Raw genomic sequence first — 17,666 nt, forward strand, 5'->3', positions numbered from 1 at the left:
CGCGGCGTCGGAGGAGTAGCGTGGCACGCGTGCCGCTCGAGGCCTACGGCGTGCTCGTGGGTGCGCTGTCCCAGCACTTCCGGGACCAGCCCGACGACTTCGGTCGCTGGTTCCACGTGAACCTGCGCGTCGTCGCACCCGCGGGCACCTACGCGGTCGCGGTCGACGTCGACAGCAAGAAGTCCGACATCGGCGTGCACTGGAAGGTGCTGCGCATCCGGCGCTCGATGCTCGCCCCGACGGTCGGCGCGTCCTCGGGCTACCACGAGCTCGCGCGGACGCGAGAAGCGGGCGCGATCGACCTGATCCGGCACCCGGCGATCGCGGAGCACCCCGGCTGCATCGCGCTCCTGCTCGGCGCCCGACGACGCCCGTGGACGGTCGGCGACTTCGCCGCGGCATCCGCCGCCCTCGAATCGATCCTGGTGGTCGGGCGCCGCACGCTCGTCTGGGGCGAGCCGTTCGACGACGGCGACCTCGGCATGCACAACGTGCACCAGAACCAGGGCGACCCGGCCGGTTCGCAGTGGTGGCCCGAGAACGGCATCTGGCAGGACGGCGCGGTCGTGGTCGAACGGCCGGACGGCGACCTCGACGCGTTCGTGTCGCGTTTCAGCACGCAGGCCGGGCGGACCGACGAGCAGGGTCATCCGCTCTGACCGGGGGCGCCGGCCGGAACGCTCGCGGAGTCGACCCGACGCGCCCGGTGCGCGTTTCCGGCGCCGCGCGCTCAGCGATGCGGGTTCGTCGCCGCTCCGTCGAGCCAGAGCTCGTCGGTCGGGTCGCTGTGGGTGCCGTCGCTGCCGACGTGCTTCGCGCTGATCTGCGGTCCCCTGGTGATGACGTGCACGAGCGCCATCGCGTGGCCGCGGCCGAGGTCGTGGTCCTCGGCGAGCCACTGCACGATGGGGGTCGCCTTGGTGCCCGGGCCGAAGCCCTTCTCCTCGGCGAGGGCGATGAACTGGCGGGGCGTGAGCCCGGTCTTGGCCTCGATGTTGTCGAGGTAGGCCTGGAACGACATGGCGGTGCTCTCCTTCGGTGGGGACGTGTGGGATGGATCGGACGGGTGGGCTCGGTCGCACGATGGTCGTGCGGCGGGCGGCGGAGTCAGTCCTCGTCGGCCCAGGTCTGCACGATCACGGCGGACGCGTGGATGCAGAGCACCTTCAGGCGGCCGTCGCCGACGTTCTCGAATCGGTGCCAGACGCCGGCGGGCACGGTCGCGGTGTCGCCGGCGCCGGCGGTCATGCGCCGGTCGCCCATGGTGATCTCGGCGGTGCCCTCGAGCACGACCCAGGTCTCGGCGTAGGGGTGCCAGTGCAGGCCGGGCCCCTCGCCCGGCTCGTTGTCGACGAAGAAGTACGAGATGCCGGCGCCGTGGTCGAGCCCGACGAAGCGACGAGTGCGCCCGGTGCCGATGCGCAGGGTCTCCGCCCGGACGATGACGTCGCCGTAGGGCGCGGGCCGGGTGGGTGCCAGCGTGATCTCGGCGGGGTTCATGATGACCTCGATTCGTGTTCGGTGATGACGGATGCCGCGGCTCGCGGGTGTCGCGAGGCTCGCGGTGCTCCGGTGTCCGATGCAAGGGTCCCGCCGCGCCATCCGCGGCGGAACTGTTTCGATCAGCGTCGAAACACGCGGTCGGACGGTGGAGATCCCGCACGGCGCCGGCCGCCGGGGGATAGGTTCGGCCCATGCGTTCGAACGCCGCCGTGCGGACCGCCGCGGCGATCCTGACCGTCCTCCTCACCGGCTGCGCCTCGACGGGTGCCGACCGGTCGGTGACGCCCCCCACGACCTCGCCGACTCCGAGCGTCCTGCCCGCGGCATCCGGGCCGCTCGACTGCGCCGACCTGGCACCCGGCGACCTGGTCGCGGCCGCCCTGCAGGGCTCGGCGCCCGAGCCGGTCGCGCCGGTGTCGGCCGTGCAGCCCGAGGCCGTCTTCGAGTCGGTGCTGCTCGAGGGCGTGGGCGGATTGTCGTGCTCGTGGCGCGTCGGCTCGGGCATGCCCGTGTACGACGACCCGAGCGACTGGGCGTACCTGCGCATCGCCGTGCTGCCGGACGGGGCCGCAGAGTGGGTTCCGCTGGAGAGCCACGAGGGCGGTGCCGTCCCGACCCGGCGGGTGGGCGAGGTCGACGCGTCGTTCCTCGGCGGCGAGAGCGGGTGGGTGTTCTCGGCGCCCGTCGGGAAGCACTGGGTGCTCGTCGACGTGCGCGCCGCGGGGCTCACGGCGTGGGGCGGGCGATACCGGGGCGTCGACATCGAGGTCGTGATCGACCGGCTCGCCGAGGTCGCCGCCGCCGCGTACGCGAGCGTCGCCGCCGCACCCGCGGACGGCTTCGGGCCGCCGCTGGTCGCGGTCGGCGAGACCCCGGCGGAGTGCCGCGGCGGGCTCGCCGCGCCCGGGATCCTCGCCGCCGCCGAGGCGCCGCCGGGCGCGGAGGTCGTCGCCTTCTCGCGCGAGGAGCCCGCGGCATCCTTCGAGGAGGCCGTCGCGCTCCGCGCCGGCACGTTCACCTGCGCGATCGTCGTCGACGGGTTCCCCGAGACGATCATCCGCACCGCACGCGGGTTCGGGGAGCTCGTCGACCGGTTCGACGCGCCCGATGCCGGCGTCGCGTTCGGTCGCATCGAACCGGAGGGTGTGCCCGAGGGTCACACCGTGACCGCATACGTCGAGGATGCCGGCGACGAGCCCGTCGGGCGCCTCGCCGCGCTCTCCGCGGGCGACTCGCTGTACTGGATCGACGGCGCGCGGGCCGGCGCGATCGCGCGGGCCATCGTGGCGCAGACCTACTGACGCCGCGCCCGGCTGTGGCACAGTGACGGGGTGACCGTGGAGCCGCAGTACGTCGACTTCCGGCTCGCGCCGGGCGACGTGTCGGCGATCCGCTTCGGGGTGTCGCCGGGGCACGAGGTCTGCCACGCGGTCCGCGTGCTGCAGCGCCCGGCGGAGCACCCGCTGCAATGGGGCTGGCTGCGGAGCGTGCGCGACCGCGTGCCGCGCGAGTCGTTCGAGCTCTTCGCGGTGCTCGTCCGCGAGTCCGGGTACTTCCCCGACTTCCTCACGACCACGCCGACGTGGGACCTGGAGCCCGCGGACGAAGCCGCCCGGCTCCGCGAGGTGCCCGACGAGCTCATGCGGGTCGACCTCGGCAAGGTGGTCGTCCGGTCGACGGGCGCCCGGCGGCAGGCCGTGCTCCGCATGCTCGACGACCTGCCGCGCGCTCGCGCCATGATCGCCGACGCGTGGCTCGAGCTGTGGACGGCGCTCGTCGAACCCGTGTGGCCGCAGCTCGAGCGCATCCTCCGCGCCGACATCGCCGTGCGCGCGCGCCGCATCGCGACCGACGGCATCGCCGCCATGGCCGCCGGCCTGCACCACACGGTCGAGTGGCACGAGGGCGCGCTGCGGGTCGAGCTCACCCAGCACTCCGAGGTGCTCGACTGCCGTGGCTCGGGCATCGTGCTCGTGCCGTCCGTCCTCGGCGGCGGCCGCTGCATGGTGCTCACCGAGCCGCCGGCGCAGCCGACCCTCTTCTATCCGGCGCAGGGCGTAACCGAGAACTGGGCGACGGATGCCGCGGCGCTCGCCGAGGCGTTGGCCGCCCTGCTCGGACCGGCGAGGGCCGGGATCCTCCTCGCCGCGCACGAGTCGCGGACGACCTCCCAGGTCGCCGCGGACTCCGCGCTCGCGATCTCGACCGCCTCGCACCACCTCACCGTGCTGCGCGACGCCGGCCTCGTCGCGAGCCGCCGGGACGGCTCGCGCATGCTGCACCAGCGGACCCCGCTCGGCGAGGCGCTCGTCGGCGCGGCGATCTGAGTCGCGATCCGCTCCGGATTCCCATGGACGCCGTGGGCGGCGCAGGGATACGGTTTCCCCATCGATGCCGAAACCCCCGCACTGCTCGGACGGACCGACGAGCTCGACCGCCTCGGTACGCTGCTCGGCGCTGCGCGCAACGGGCACGGCGGCGCGCTGCTCGTCCGCGGGGAACCCGGCATCGGCAAGAGCACGCTCGTGGCCGAGGCGGTCCGGTCGTCGCACGGCCTGCGCGTGGTCCGTGCCGACGGGTTCGAGGCGGAGTCGGCGATGCCGTACGCGGCGCTCCAGCGGCTCGGGACGCCGTTCGCGCGGCACGTGGCCGACCTCCCGCCGCGCCAGGCCGCGGCACTGCGCATCGCGGCCGGGCTCGACCAGGGCGATCCTCCCGATCGCTACCTCGTCGGGCTCGGCATGCTGTCGCTCGTCGCGGCGGCCGGCGAGACGGAACCGGTCGCCTTCGTGGTGGACGACGCGCACCATCTCGACGCGGAATCACTGGAGGTGCTCGCATTCGTCGCCCGGCGGCTCCAGGCGGAGCGCGTCGCGCTGCTCCTCGCCGCGCGCGCGGACGCCCTGGATCCCGCCGCCGTCGCGGGTGTACCGGTGCTCGAGCTCGGCGGGCTCGAGCCGCTCGACGCCGTCCGGCTGCTGAACCGGTCCTCGGAGGAGGCGATCGACCCGTTCCTCGCGATGCGGATCGCCGAGGAGACCGGCGGCAACCCGCTCGCGCTCATCGACCTCGCCCACGACCTCACTGCGCACGAGCTCACCGCGTCCTCGCTCGCCGAGGCGCCGTCGCCGATCGGGCACCGCCTCGAGGCGCACTACCTCGCGCGCCTCGGCGACCTGCCGTCGCCGGCGCGGACCTGGCTCCTCGTCGCGGCCGCCGAGTCGACGGGCGACGCCGGGGTCATCGACGAGGCGGCGCGCCGGCTGGGGCTGCCCGCGGATGCCGCGTCGCCGGCGGAACTCGCCGGCCTCGTGTCCGTGCGCGACGCCGTGGCGTTCCGCCATCCGCTGGTACGGTCGGCCGCCTACACCGGGATGCCGGGGTCCGACCGCCGTCGGGTGCACGAGATGCTGAGCGAACTGATGTCGGAACGAGGGCATGACGACCTCGCCGCGTGGCATGCGGCGGCTGCGACCTCCGGAACCGACGACGACGTCGCGGCGCGCATGGAACGCGCCGCCGACGCCGCCGGCGGGCGCGGTGGCACCGCGTCGCGCGCGCGGCTGCTCGCTCGGGCCGCGGAACTCACGCCCGACGGGCCGGCGCGCGACCTCCGGCTGCTCGCGGCCGCGGAGGCGGCGTCCATCGCGGGCGCCGCGCAGCTCGCGCTCGACCTCCTCGGCCGGCTCGACGCCGATCGCCTCGACCCGATCTCGCTCGGCCGCATGCTCACGCTCCGCTCGCTGCTCGCGCTCTTCCTCGCCGACCACGACGGGATCGTCGACGGCGCGACGACCATGCTGCGGGTCGCCGACCTCGTGCACGGGCTGGCGCCGGAGTTCGAGCAACGTTCGCTGCTGCGGGCGTTCGAGGCGGAGCTGACCGCCGAGTGGGCGGTGCGGGGTCACACGCTTCCCGAGCTCGGCACCCGGCTGGCCGCCGGCGTCGACGTCGCCGACGGGTGGATGTCCGTGCTGCTCCGTGCGCTCGCCGCGCACATCCTGAGCCCGTACGACGAGGCCGTGCCCCTCATGCGCGAGGCGGTCGACCTGCTTCGCGCGATGTCCGATGCCGAGCTGCTCGAGGTCGGCTCGATCGGCGTCGCACTGACCATGGCGCTCTGGGAGGAGCGGGTCTGCGTCGAACTGCTCGAGCGCACGCTCGGCGCGGCGCGGGCCGTCGGCTCGCTCCGCGTCGTCGACACCAGCCTGTGGCTGCTGAGCCTCCTCGAACTCGTGCGCGGCGACCCCGCGGCCTCCGGCCGGTACGTCGAGGAGGTGCGCGAACTGCGGCGCGCCATCGGCTACGACGCCGAGCAGGTGGTCAACGCCTCCTACCTCGCCTGGTCGGGCGCGCCGACCGAGCTCGTCGAGCAGATGGCCGAGGCGATCCTCAGTACCGGATTCGCGGGCGCGTGGACGATCGCGATGACCGGGCTCGGCATCAGGGAGATCGCCGACGGACACTACCGCGACGCGTTCCATCGATTCCAGCCAATGATCGAGCGGAACTTCCTGCAGGTGACCTACCAGCAGCTGCCCGACTGGGTCGAGGCGGGGGTGCGGAGCGGGCGGCCCGACGACGTGCGGGCCGCCGCGGCGCGGCTCGAGCTGTTCGCAGCGGTGAGCGGCACGCCCTGGGTGCGCGGCCTCGCCGCACGCTCCGCCGCCCTGCTCGCCGCCGACGACGCGGCCGAGCCGCACTACCTCGCGGCGATCGAGCACCTCGGGCGCGCCACCTCGAGGGCCGACCTCGGGCGCGCGCACCTCGTGTACGGCGAGTGGCTCCGCCGGATGAGACGACGCCGCGAGGCGCGCGAGCAGCTGAAGCTCGCGCTGGCCGTCTTCGAGCGCGTCGGAGCCCCCGCGTTCGCCGGCCGGGCGCTGCGCGAACTCGAGGCGACGGGCGAGCACGTGACCCGCCACGTTCCCGGTGACCCGGGTCTCGACGACCTCACCCCGCGCGAGGCGACCATCGCCCGGCTCGCCGCGGACGGGCAGACGAACGCGGAGATCGGCGCGACGCTGTTCATCAGCGCGAACACCGTCGACTACCACCTCCGCAAGGTGTTCCGGAAGCTCGGCGCCACCTCGCGGAAGCAGCTCGCCGAGCGGCTGCCCGCGAACTGACCCGCTTCGCGGGTCGCCACGTCGTCGCGACTACGCGAACCACGTGGTTCGGTGACGCCGGCCTCGGCGCGAGCATCGAGGCATCCGATGGAATCGATGCACCCGGGAGGCCGCCATGCCCTACGTCACCGCCGACGACGGCGCCGAGATCTTCTACACCGACTGGGGTGCCGCGGGCACCCCGGTGCTGCTGAGCCACGGCTGGCCCCTGAACTCGGATGCCTGGGCCGCCGCCGCGAGGTTCCTCGCCGAGCACGGCCACCGCGCCATCGCGCACGACCGCCGCGGCCACGGCCGATCGAGCCGCACCTGGGACGGCAACGAGATGGACACGTACGCGGACGATCTCGCGTGCCTCATCGATCACCTCGACCTCACCGAGCTCACGCTCGTCGGCCACTCGACGGGCGGCGGCGAGATCGTGCACTACCTCGGACGCCACGGCAGCGCGCGCGTCGCGAAGCTCGTGCTCGTCTCGGCGGTGCCGCCGTTGATGCTCCGCACCGACGACAACCCGGAGGGACTGCCGATCGACGTGTTCGACGGGATCCGTGCCGGCGAGGCATCCGACCGCTCCCAGCTCTACCGGGATCTCGCCGATGGGCCGTTCTTCGGCAACAACCGCAACAACGACGTCTCGCAGGGCACGCGCGACGCGTTCTGGCTGCAGTCGATGGCGTGCGGGCACCGCGCGGCGTACGAGTGCATCGCGGCGTTCTCGGCGACCGACTTCCGCGAGGACCTCGCGAAGGTCGACGTGCCGACCCTCGTGATCCACGGCGACGACGACCAGATCGTTCCGTTCGGGGTGGGCGGCAGGCGCTCGGCCGCCATGGTCGACGGCGCCACGCTCCTCGTCTACGAGGAGGGCGCGCACGGCCTGCCCGACACGGAGCGCGACCGGCTGCACGCCGACCTGCTCGCGTTCATCGACTCCTGAGAACGGATGCCGCGGCATCCGCCTCACCCGACCGACCCGACGCATCCACCCCACCTCACGGAAGGACCGCCATCATGACCGACCAGACGACGCCCGCCCCCGACACGATCGTGCTCGTGCACGGCCTCTGGATGACCCCGCGCAGCTGGGGCAACTGGAAGAAGCGCTTCGAGGCGAAGGGCTTCACGGTGCTCACGCCGGGATACCCGGGCTTCGAGATCGAGGTGGAGGGCCTCCGCGAGAACCCCGACCTCATCGCGAAGCTCACGGTGCCCGAGACCGTCGACCACCTCGCCGGCGTCATCGAGGCGCTGCCGAGGCCGCCCATCATCATGGGCCACTCGTTCGGCGGCACGCTCACGCAGCTGCTGCTCGCGCGCGGGCTCGGCGCGTCGGCGGTCGTCGTCGACTCGGCGCCGACCGAGGGCGTGCGCGTGAGCCCGCTCTCGCAGGTGAAGTCGCTGTTCCCCGCGTTGAAGAACCCGGCGAACCGGCACAAGGCCGTCGGGTTCACGCCCGAGGAGTTCCACTACGCGTTCGCGAACACGCTGACGCGCGAGGAGTCCGACGCGGTGTGGCAGGAGTTCGCCATCCCCGCGCCCGGCAACTGGGTCTGGGCCTACGGGCTCATCGCGAACTTCAAGCCCGGAGCGCAGGAGACCTGGGTCGACTACGCCAAGGACCGGGCGCCGCTGCTCTTCATCGGCGGCGAGATGGACCACATCATGCCGCCGTCGGTGAACAAGTCGAACGCGAAGCACTACGCCAAGTCGCCGGCGATCACCGAGTACGTCGAGTTCCCCGGCCGCTCGCACTGGATCTGCGCGGAGCCCGGCTGGGAGGAGGTCGCCGACCACGCGCTCGAGTGGGCGCTCGCCCACGCGCGGCCCGCCGCGGTACCGCAGTCCTGACGGGCGCCGACATGCGTTTGACCAGGATCGGCGGACCGACGGTGCTGGCCGAGTTCGACGGATGGCGCATCCTCATCGACCCCACCTTCGACGCCCCCGGCCGGCGGTACTCCTTCGGCTGGGGGACGTCGTCGCGGAAGACACTCGGGCCGGCGCTCGGGCCGGATGAGGTCGGGCCCGTCGACCTGGTGCTCGTCAGTCACGATCACCACGCCGACAACCTCGACGACGCGGGTCGCGCGTTCCTCCCGACGGCCGCGCGCGTGGTCACCACCCGGAGCGGGGCCGGGCGACTCGGGACGCCGGCCGGATGGCCGCCGATCGACGGGCTCGCGGAGGGCGAGGTCGTGGTCGTGCCGGCGCCGCGACCCGGTCTCCACGACCTCGAGCTCACCGCGACGCCGTGCCGTCACGGACCTCCCCTCAGCCGGCCGATCGCCGGGGAGGTCGTCGGCTTCGCGGTTCGGCGCGCGGGCGAGACGCGCGTGGCGCTCTGGGTGACCGGTGACTCGGTGCTGTATCCGAAGCTGCGACGGGCCGCGGGCGCGCTCGACGTCGACGTGGCGATCGTCAACGTCGGCGGCGTGCGCTTCGGGCTGACCGGTCCCCTCCGCTACACGATGGACGGTCGCGAGGCGGTCGAGCTCATCTCGATCGCGTCGCCGCGCGTGGCCGCCCTCGCCCACTACGACGGCTGGTCGCACTTCCGCGACGGGGAGGCCGGCCTGCGACGCGCGCTCGACTCCGCGCCTGCCGGGGTGCGCGAACGCGCGCGGTGGCTCGTCGACGGCGAGCCCGTCACGGTCTAGCGGCTGGGCCGTTCAGTCCGGCCGGTTGCCGGACTCGGGGCCGATCGTGAACGGCGTCGTGACGCCCTCGTACATGACGTGCGCGATGAGCCCGTCGACGGCGTGCTGCAGCGTGTGGCAGTGGTCGCTCCAGATGCCCGGGTTGTCGGCGAGGAACGCGATGTCGTAGTGCTCGCCGGGCCGCACGTCGAGCGAGTCGACGATCCAGGGGCTGCCGGAGGCCGCGACCCCGTCGCGCGCGAGCACGACGACGTGGTGCCCGTGCAGGTGCATCGGGTGCACCTCCCCGGAGTCGTTGCGGATGCGCATCGCGACCACGTCGCCCTCGGCGACCTCGAACATCGGCACATCGGGGAACATGCGGCCGTTGATCGTCCAGAAGTAGCCGGGCCGGCCGTCGATGAGACCGGGTCGCCGGCCGATCGCGTACTCGTAGCTGCGGTCGGGCGCGGTCGCGTCGAACGCGACGGCGCCGGGCTCCGGCGAGCCGTAGTCGAGCAGGTCGAGCGTCTCCGACGGTTGGGGGACGGATGGCGCGGGCGCCGACGGGTCGCCGATGAGCACGCTCCGGGCGCCGCCCGTGCGCAGGCGCACGACGCTGCCGTCCGGCGGCGCCGTGACCGCGACGTCGGCCCGACCGCCCGCGGGGATGAGGATGCGGCGGTCGTCGACGTCGGTCGGCCGGTTCACCTCGCGGCCGTCGATCGCGACCACGCGAACCGGTTCGGTCGACCAGACGGCGGCCGTGCCGGAGTCGGTGTTGATCACCCGCACACGCACCACCTCGCCGGGCTCGGCCGGGACGCGTTCGTCGTGCGTGCTGCCGTTCAGGGTGTGCTGCCCGCCGTAGACGTGCAGCAGTGCCGTGATGTCGTGGTCGGCCGATGCGGCGTCCGCCGGGTCGGCCGGGTCGATCACGATCGCACCGAGGAGCCCGCGCACCACCTGGTCGTGCGACACCTGGTGCGAGTGGTACCAGTAGGTCCCCGCGTCCTCGGCGACGAAGCGGTAGGTGAACCGCCCGCCGACCGGCACCGCATCCTGCGTGATGCCGGCCACGCCGTCGGCAGCGTTCGGCACGTCGATGCCGTGCCAGTGGAGCGTCGCGCCGGCGGGCACCGACTCGTTCTCGAGCGTCACCTCGACGAGGTCGCCCTGGCGGGCCCGGATCTCTGGGCCGGGCGACGTGCCGTTCACGGTGTACCCCTCGACGGCGCGTCCGCCGGGGATGTCGATGACCTGCGCGCGCGCGACGAGGTCGACCTGCACGTCGGCCCGGCGGGCGGGGTCCGCCACCAGCCCCGTCACGTCGACCTCGCCGCGGGCCGTCTCGCCGGCGCCGGTCGCCGCCGCGCCCGAGGCGCCGCCGCCCGACGTCCCGTCGCCGTGCGCGTGCGCGGCGTCGCCGCGGCCGCCGCCCATGTCCATGACGGAGTACTCGCCGAGCAGCGTGGAGCTCCACGCGAGCGCGCCCGCGCCGAGCGCGGTCACGACCGCGACGCCGACGACGCCGCACCGCAGGAGGTCACGCCGCGACGGCATCGGTCCTCGTCCCCTCCGCAGCGGTCGCGGCAGGCTGGGCCGGGTGCGCCCGACCGGCGCGGAGCGCTGCGATCGATGCCGCGGCGACCACCGCCAGGGCGTTCGCGCCGTGGATGAGCCCGAGGTACGGCACGTCGGTGATCGAGAATCCGAGCGTCACCTGCAGCACGACGAGGGCGAACGTCATCGCGGCCCACAGGCGGGCGCCGCGCACCCCGGCGAAGAACGAGACGACGAGCAGCACGAGTGCCACGAGCGGGATGAGGATGCCGCCCACGACGCCGTGGATCAGGAAGCCGAGCTCGCCGACGCCCCCGGCCTGGAAGCTCTCGAGCAGCGCCGTGTCCACGACGCCGCCCTCGGCGACGAGGTTCAGCATGCCGCCGAACGCGAAGGCGATGGCCGCGGCCTGGATGACGACGGCGCCCGCGACGGTCCAGGCGAGGCCGGAATAGAGCGTGCGCATGAGATGACTCCCGGTTCGTGCGGGCCGCCCGGCGCGGCATCCGCTCGCCCTTCAGGCTGGTCGTGCCGGCCGATGGCCGGATCGCGGGGAACCGGATGGCGCGTCGCGGCACTCCGCACGGCCGCTGGGGGCCAGCCTCCAAGGGCCGGCATGGAGGACCCCCTCCCGCGCCGGCCGTGACAGGAGGACCATGGAGTCGTGGAGCGCAGGTGGGTGTGCCTGGCGGTGCTCGGCCCGGTCGGGGTCCTGTCACTCGGCTACGTCGTGGTCGTCCGCGGGTTCATCGAGGGCAACGCGGACCACGGGCTGGCGTGGCCGATCCTCGGCGGGCTGCCGCTGTTCGTCTTCGGCATGTGGCTGCTCACGGTGTCCTCCTCGCTCACGGCCGTGTTCGTCGCGCTCTCGGGGACCGGGTTCCTCCTCGGCTCGGCGTACGAGACGTTCATCCAGCGCAACACCGAGATCCTGGCCGAGCCGTGGTTCCCGCTCTTCAACGCCGGCGGGCTGACGGCCGACGGCCTGTCGGCCGCCGCGTTCCTCGCGTTCCTCGCGACCTTCCCCGACGGCGTCGTGACGCCCCGGTGGCTGCGGGTCCTGGCCGCCTTCGTCTGGCTCCCGCTGCTCGCGGGGCTCCTGACGCTGCTCACGGTCCCGCACGTCGTGATGTCGCCCTACATCGGCGTGAGCGGCGAGGGGATCCCCAACCCGTACGCGGTCCCGGCCCTCGAGTGGGCCGCACCCCTGGTCGAGTCGATGGTGCTCTGGCCGTGGCCCGCCGTGCTGGCCGGACTCACCGTGCTCGGCGTTCGATCCCTCTTCGGCCCACCGGACGTGCGAGCGGGGACGCGCGTCATCGCGCTCACCGTCGGCATCTCCCTCATCGCGTTCATCCTGTGGACGTTCCTGCCCGGCGTCTGGGGCGTCGAGCTGCTCGTCTACGCGTCGCTGCTCGCGATGCCGATCGTCGCGATCCACGGCATCTTCCGCCACGGCGCGTTCGACATCGCCCCCGGCGACCGCGGGCGATTCGTGGCGAGGTCGTCGAACCTGCTTATCACGGTGCTCTACGGCGTCGCGGTCGCGACACCGGCGCTGCTGCTCTCGCCGCCGATGCGGGCCGTCCCGGCGGTCCTCACGACCACCGCGGTCGCGATCGGACTCCTCCCGGTCCGCACCTGGCTCCAGCGACGCCTTCGCCGCGCCCTGTTCGGCGACCGCGACCGGCAGCTCGAGATGCTGGCCCGCCTCGGCACGCAGCTCGAGCACGCGGGCGAGCCGCGCGAGCTGCTGGCCCGCCTCGCCGAGTCGGTCCGCCGTGGGCTGGATGCCACGTGGGTCCGCATCCACGTGGCGGCGACGGACGGCGCGGCCGGTGCGCCATCGGAGGGGTCGCCGAACGCGACCTCCGGCGAGCACGTCGGCGACGCCGCCGACCACCTTGCGGCCCCCGGCGCAGCCCTGCCCGACGTCGTCGCCGGCCGTCCGCCCGCGGGCGTGTCCGAGCCCGCCGAGACGTGCGACCTCGTGCACGGCGATGAGGTGCTCGGTCGCATCGAGGTGGGGCCGCGCCGTCGGGGCGAGTACTCGGAGGACGAGCGGACGCTGCTCCGCACCGTGGCCGGGCAGGCCGCGGCATCCGTCGCCAACGTCGCGCTCGCCGCGCAACTCGCCGCGCAGCTCGACGAGCTGACCGCCTCTCGCGAGCGGCTCGTCGCGGCGCAGGACGACGAGCGGCGCCGGCTCGAACGAGACCTCCACGACGGCATCCAGCAGGACGTCGTCGCCCAGATCGCCGCACTCCGGCTCGCCCGCAATCGGCTCGAGCGCGGCGAGCTGACCGCGGCCGAGCTGTCGGAACTGCAGGACCAGGCGCGGGCGACGCTGACGGACCTGCGGGAGCTCGCCCGCGGCATCCACCCCACGGTGCTCAGCGACAACGGCCTCGTCGCCGCGGTCGAGTCGGGCGTCGCCCGGTTCCCGATCCCGCTCGAGATCGACGCCGACGCCGCGCTCCGCACCGAGCGGTTCGCCGACGACGTCGAGACGACGGCCTACTACGTGGTCCGCGAGGCGCTCGCCAACACCGCGAAGCATGCGCACGCCGCCCACGCGAGCGTGGGGCTGTCGCGGCGGAACGGCACGCTGCGCATCGCGATCAGCGACGACGGATGCGGCATCGACGAGGCCGAGGCGGCGCCGACGTCGTCGCACGGCGGGCTCGCGAACATCCGCGACCGGGTCGCGGCGCTCCGCGGAACCATGCGGATCGCGCCGAACGCCCCGTCGGGCACGACGGTGCTCGTCGAACTTCCGGTGGGTGAGGGCCGTGGATGACGTCGGGACGCTCCGCGTCGTGATCGCCGAGGACAACTACCTCGTGCGCGAGGGCGTTCGACGGCTCCTCGAGGACTCGGGCGAGGTCGACGTCGTCGCCTCGGTCGGCAACGGCACCGAACTGCTCGATGCGGTGCGGCGGATGTCGCCCGACGCGGTGCTCACCGACATCCGGATGCCGCCGGGCCACCACATGGAGGGCATCGAGGCCGCGCACGCCATCCGCGCCTCCTCGCCGGACACCGGCGTCGTCGTGCTCTCGCAGCACGCCGACGAGAGCTACGCGTTCGCGCTCTTCGCGGGCGGGTCGGCGGGGCTCGGCTACCTGCTGAAGGACCGCATCGGCGACCTCGAGGACCTCGTGCACGCGCTCCGTGAGGTGCGCGCCGGCGGCTCGGTCATCGACCCGCAGATCGTCGACGCGCTCGTGCGACGGCGCAGCGCGGCCGCGTCGAGCCCGCTCGCGGCGCTCTCGCCGCGCGAGCTCGAGGTGCTCCGCGAGATGGCGCGCGGACGGACGAACGCCGGCATCGAGCAGGCGCTGTTCCTCTCGTCGTCGACCGTCGAGAAGCACGTCAACGCGATCTTCACGAAGCTGCGACTGCCCGACTCCGGCGTGCATCGCCGGGTCGCGGCGGTGCTGGCGTTCCTGCAGGACGGCGGTGGGGAGGGAGCGGGCGCGCCGTAGGCGCGCGCTCCCGTCGGGCCTGCTCAGCCCGCGAGCACCGCCGCAAGGCTCTCGCGCACGATCGTGAGGCCGCGCCGCAGCTCGTCCTCCGTGATCGTGAGGGCCGGCAGGAACTTGAGCACCTCGTCGTGGGCGCCCGAGGTCTCGATCACGAGTCCGCGCTCGAACGCGGCCTTCGAGACGCGACCGGCGAGCGTGCGGTCGCCGTCGCAGGCGATGCCGTAGAAGAGGCCTCGGCCGCGCACGACGAAGCCCTGCTCGGGGTGCTCGGCGGCGATCGCCTCGAGCTCGGCGCGCAGCATCGCGGACTTCGCCGCGACGCCGTCCATGAACGCCGCGTCGGCCCAGTACGTCTCGAGGGCGACGCGCGCCGACACGAACGCGAGGTTGTTGCCTCGGAAGGTGCCGGTGTGCTGGCCGGGCTTCCACACGTCGACATCGGGACGGAGCAGCACGAGCGACATCGGCAGGCCGGACCCCGAGATCGACTTCGACACGGTCACGATGTCGGGCACGATGCCCGACTCCTCGAACGCGAAGAACGCACCCGTACGGCCCACGCCGGCCTGGATCTCGTCGAGGATGAGCAGGATGCCGCGGGCCTCGGTGATCGCGCGCAGGCGCTGCAGCCACGCCGGGCTCGCGACGTTGATGCCGCCCTCGCCCTGCACCGCCTCGACGATGACCGCGGCGGGAAGGTCGAGGCCCGAGCCCGGGTCGTCGAGCATGCGCTCGAACAGGTCGAGCGTGTCGGCGTCGGGGCCGAGGTAGCCGTCGTACGGGAGGCGCGCGACGTCGTCGAGGCCGACGCCCGCGGCCTGACGGTAGTGGCTGTTGCCGGTCACCGCGAGCCCGCCGAGGCTGAGGCCGTGGAAGGCGTTCGTGAACGCGACGACGCTCGACCGTCCGGTCGCCTGGCGGGCGACCTTGAGCGCCGCCTCGACGGCGTTGGCGCCGGTCGGGCCGGTGAACTGCAGCTTGTGGTCGAGGCCGCGCGGCGCCAGCACGAGCCGCTCGAACGCCTCGATGAAGGCCTTCTTCGCCGAGGTCGCCATGTCGAGGCCGTGGATGATGCCGTCGCGCTCGAGGTACTCGACGAGCGCGCGCGTGAACGCCGGGTTGTTGTGCCCGTAGTTGAGGACGCCCGCGCCGGCGAAGAAGTCGAGGTACTCGCGGCCGTCCGCGTCGACGAGCGTCGAGCCCGAGGCCCGGTCGAAGACGGTCGGGAAGGCGCGGACGTACCCGCGCACCTCCGACTCGCGACGGTCGAAGACATCCAGGGCGATGGCGCTGCTCATGGCAGGGCGACTCCTCTCGAGGAACGGACGGTGAGACGAGACTACGTCGTCTGTCCGGGAGTCCCGTGCACGCGGCATCCGCTCGCCGGACCGCCCCGCCCCCGCCGCGTCGGGCCCGGCGCGCACCACGGCATCCGCGGGTCGCCTCCGGTCCGTGGGCGACGGTTGCCTTCGGCCGGCCCGCGCGACATGGTGGGACGATGACGGCCGGCGACGCCCATGCGCACGACCGACGGGGCGTGCTCCTCGCCGAGGCGCGCGAGGCCGCCGGGCGGCGCCGCCCGGTCGACCTGCTGGCCCAGTGGGCGGATGACGCGACCGTCGTCCGATCGCCGGTCGACCTCCGCACGAGCGTGGCGCTCGACGCGCTCGCCCTCGAGTCGGCGCCGGAGTACGACGCGGTCCTGCTCTCGCCGGTGGCGCCGCTCGGCGTCTGCTCGGCGCTCGCGCCGAGCTCGCAGGATCGCGTGCTGTCGACGATCCGCCGGGCCGAGGTCGTCTCCGACCCGACGAACGTGCTGGCGCTCGAGGCGGCGCGCCGGCTGAGGCCCGAGCCGGGCTCGACCGTGCGGCTCTGCACGGTGCACCAGGCGCTCCGGATGCAGCCGGTGCCGCCGGGCCGCGGGCACACCCGGCACTTCCGGCTCTTCGCGCTCGCGGATGCCGGGCGCGCCGAGCCCGAGGACGGGTTCGAGGTCCGCGCGGTCGTCGCGCAGCTCGCGGCGCACCGACGCGTGATCGACGCGGCATCCGCTCGCCTGGGATTCGCGGTCGGCGGGGCACGGGTCAGGGTGCGCGACGACCCCGCTCGGCCGGCCCTGGGCGATCGCGTCGCCGCGGCAATCTCGGCGGAGTTCCCGGAGGTGAGGGTCGATCGCGAGGTGCTCGGCGGCGAGTACTACGACGGACTGCGGGTGGGATACGGCTTCGACTCCGCCCCCGGGGAGGGTGGCGGGGAGTTCCGCGAGGTGGTCGACATCGGCCGGTTCGGGTGGGTCGGCGACCTGCTCGGCGACCGGAGGCTGCGGTTCGTCGCGAGCGCGATCGGTCTGCAGCTGATCGCGCTTCTCAGGTGATCACGGTCTCGAGCCGGTCGGCGCGCAGCGCGGCGACGTATCGGCGTGCCGCTCCGGCGTCGCGCGGACGGCGGATGCGCATCGCGTACCGGAATCGCTCGCCCGCGACCGCGGGGATCACGTTGGGGCGTGCCGCGCACGAGGTGCCGCCGAACCAGATGCTGATGCTGCCGTCGCCGTTGCGGATGAGCTCGCGGCCGGTGAAGCCGGCGTGCGCCGGGTCGAGGCGGCCCGCGTCGTCGAACTTCACCACGGAGTAGGACCCGTGGTCGGGATCGACGGGCGGTGGCGGGAACGTCCAGATGTCGCATCCGCTGCTCGTCGCCGCGGCCTCGAAGTAGACGCCGTGCCCGGCCGGGAGGCTGCCCCACCCGACGGCCGTGCCCACGAGGTGCGCGTCGCGGTCCGTCTCGCCGCGCGCGCCGAACGCCGCCGTGAGGTCCACGTCGGCGGCGCGGCCGACGAGGCCGGCGGCGAGGGATCGGCGGGACGCCTCGTCGTGGCGGTTCCGCCGATACGGATGCGCCGTGGCGGCGTCGATGCGGCGGAGGTCCTGCAGCTCGTGCGCGCGTTCGAGTCCGCCCTCGACGCCGGTGCGCCCGAGCACGTACAGGTGCGTCCCGCGCGCGAGGTCCCGGTTCGCGACGGTCACCGACTCGCCGGGCCCCAGGACGGCGAGCACGTGGTGGGTCTCGTCGACGAGCACGTCCGCCTGGTACTCGGCGGACGGCGCGAGCGACACCGTGGCCCGGCGGCTCACGTCGACGACGGCGTGCGAGTGGAGCACCTCGGGGTCGGGGCGGATCGCCGACTCCGAGCCGGGCTCGCGCTCGTGGTGGAAGCGGTTCACGGGGACGCGCCTCGACTGGGCGGCGAACCAGCGGGCGGACTCGGCCCGGGCGAAGTTCCGGATGGTGACGCGTCGCGGCATCGGCGGCCTCCCTGCCTGGCGTGCTGCTGCATGACGGCG

Annotated in this window: 16 protein-coding genes; 10 read left to right on the forward strand and 6 right to left on the reverse strand. The window is 73.8% G+C overall.

Annotated elements, in window-relative coordinates; translation table 11 throughout:
* Positions 1-20: 20 nt before the first annotated feature.
* The gene (locus ACULK2_RS03525) at positions 21-659 is read left to right on the forward strand and encodes a DUF2278 family protein (protein ID WP_445968950.1); all 639 of its coding nucleotides are present in this window, start codon (positions 21-23) and stop codon (positions 657-659) included.
* Positions 660-730: 71 nt separating this feature from the next.
* Here ACULK2_RS03525 and ACULK2_RS03530 read toward each other — a convergent pair whose 3' ends face one another.
* Both ACULK2_RS03530 and ACULK2_RS03535 read right to left on the reverse strand, forming a co-directional pair.
* Positions 731-1,021 carry a DUF4287 domain-containing protein gene (locus tag ACULK2_RS03530; protein WP_445968949.1) on the reverse strand — a complete coding sequence of 97 codons (291 nt, stop codon included), beginning with the start codon at positions 1,019-1,021 and terminating at the stop codon, positions 731-733.
* Positions 1,022-1,107: 86 nt separating this feature from the next.
* Positions 1,108-1,500 (reverse strand): cupin domain-containing protein, encoded by a 393-nt coding sequence (locus ACULK2_RS03535; RefSeq protein WP_445968948.1) that lies wholly within the window; start codon positions 1,498-1,500, stop codon positions 1,108-1,110.
* A 194-nt stretch (positions 1,501-1,694) separates the two neighbouring features.
* On the opposite strand from ACULK2_RS03535, the gene ACULK2_RS03540 reads away from it, so the two are divergent.
* The 6 genes from ACULK2_RS03540 to ACULK2_RS03565 all read left to right on the forward strand — a co-directional run bounded on the left by ACULK2_RS03540 (position 1,695) and on the right by ACULK2_RS03565 (position 9,292).
* On the forward strand, positions 1,695-2,804 hold the full coding sequence (locus ACULK2_RS03540) for a hypothetical protein (RefSeq protein WP_445968947.1): 1,110 nt from the start codon (positions 1,695-1,697) through the stop codon (positions 2,802-2,804).
* 30 nt (positions 2,805-2,834) lie between these two features.
* The gene (locus ACULK2_RS03545) at positions 2,835-3,830 is read left to right on the forward strand and encodes a DUF5937 family protein (RefSeq protein WP_445968946.1); all 996 of its coding nucleotides are present in this window, start codon (positions 2,835-2,837) and stop codon (positions 3,828-3,830) included.
* A gap of 120 nt (positions 3,831-3,950) precedes the next feature.
* Positions 3,951-6,632: a LuxR C-terminal-related transcriptional regulator gene (locus ACULK2_RS03550; protein WP_501044987.1), complete on the forward strand. Its 2,682-nt coding sequence runs from the start codon at positions 3,951-3,953 to the stop codon at positions 6,630-6,632.
* A 115-nt stretch (positions 6,633-6,747) separates the two neighbouring features.
* Positions 6,748-7,572 carry an alpha/beta fold hydrolase gene (locus ACULK2_RS03555; RefSeq protein ID WP_445968945.1) on the forward strand — a complete coding sequence of 275 codons (825 nt, stop codon included), beginning with the start codon at positions 6,748-6,750 and terminating at the stop codon, positions 7,570-7,572.
* 74 nt (positions 7,573-7,646) lie between these two features.
* Positions 7,647-8,483, forward strand: a complete 837-nt coding sequence (locus tag ACULK2_RS03560) for an alpha/beta hydrolase (RefSeq protein ID WP_445968944.1) — start codon at positions 7,647-7,649, stop codon at positions 8,481-8,483.
* An 11-nt stretch (positions 8,484-8,494) separates the two neighbouring features.
* Positions 8,495-9,292: an MBL fold metallo-hydrolase gene (locus tag ACULK2_RS03565; protein ID WP_445968943.1), complete on the forward strand. Its 798-nt coding sequence runs from the start codon at positions 8,495-8,497 to the stop codon at positions 9,290-9,292.
* A 12-nt stretch (positions 9,293-9,304) separates the two neighbouring features.
* Here the strand turns inward: ACULK2_RS03565 and ACULK2_RS03570 are convergent, their stop codons facing one another.
* Together ACULK2_RS03570 and ACULK2_RS03575 are read right to left on the reverse strand one after the other, a co-directional pair.
* The gene (locus ACULK2_RS03570; RefSeq protein WP_445968942.1) at positions 9,305-10,834 is read right to left on the reverse strand and encodes a multicopper oxidase family protein; all 1,530 of its coding nucleotides are present in this window, start codon (positions 10,832-10,834) and stop codon (positions 9,305-9,307) included.
* A complete protein-coding gene (locus ACULK2_RS03575) occupies positions 10,818-11,300 on the reverse strand; it encodes a hypothetical protein (protein WP_445968941.1) in 483 nt (160 codons plus the stop codon). Before ACULK2_RS03575 ends, ACULK2_RS03570 begins: the two co-directional genes overlap by 17 nt.
* Positions 11,301-11,498: 198 nt before the next feature.
* Here ACULK2_RS03575 and ACULK2_RS03580 point away from each other — a divergent pair, with 198 nt between their 5' ends.
* Both ACULK2_RS03580 and ACULK2_RS03585 read left to right on the forward strand, forming a co-directional pair.
* Positions 11,499-13,634: a GAF domain-containing sensor histidine kinase gene (locus ACULK2_RS03580; protein ID WP_445968940.1), complete on the forward strand. Its 2,136-nt coding sequence runs from the start codon at positions 11,499-11,501 to the stop codon at positions 13,632-13,634.
* Positions 13,627-14,322 carry a response regulator transcription factor gene (locus ACULK2_RS03585; RefSeq protein WP_445968939.1) on the forward strand — a complete coding sequence of 232 codons (696 nt, stop codon included), beginning with the start codon at positions 13,627-13,629 and terminating at the stop codon, positions 14,320-14,322. The genes ACULK2_RS03580 and ACULK2_RS03585 overlap by 8 nt, the downstream gene beginning before the upstream one ends.
* A 23-nt stretch (positions 14,323-14,345) precedes the next feature.
* Here the strand turns inward: ACULK2_RS03585 and ectB are convergent, their stop codons facing one another.
* Positions 14,346-15,620, reverse strand: a complete 1,275-nt coding sequence (gene ectB / locus ACULK2_RS03590; protein WP_445968938.1) for a diaminobutyrate--2-oxoglutarate transaminase — start codon at positions 15,618-15,620, stop codon at positions 14,346-14,348.
* A 200-nt stretch (positions 15,621-15,820) separates the two neighbouring features.
* Here ectB and ACULK2_RS03595 point away from each other — a divergent pair, with 200 nt between their 5' ends.
* The gene (locus ACULK2_RS03595) at positions 15,821-16,696 is read left to right on the forward strand and encodes a hypothetical protein (protein ID WP_445968937.1); all 876 of its coding nucleotides are present in this window, start codon (positions 15,821-15,823) and stop codon (positions 16,694-16,696) included.
* Here the strand turns inward: ACULK2_RS03595 and ACULK2_RS03600 are convergent.
* On the reverse strand, positions 16,689-17,627 hold the full coding sequence (locus ACULK2_RS03600; protein ID WP_445968936.1) for a hypothetical protein: 939 nt from the start codon (positions 17,625-17,627) through the stop codon (positions 16,689-16,691). The genes ACULK2_RS03595 and ACULK2_RS03600 overlap by 8 nt on opposite strands.
* Between the last annotated feature and the right edge of the window lie 39 nt (positions 17,628-17,666).

This window comes from Agromyces molybdatiresistens (assembly GCF_052748445.2).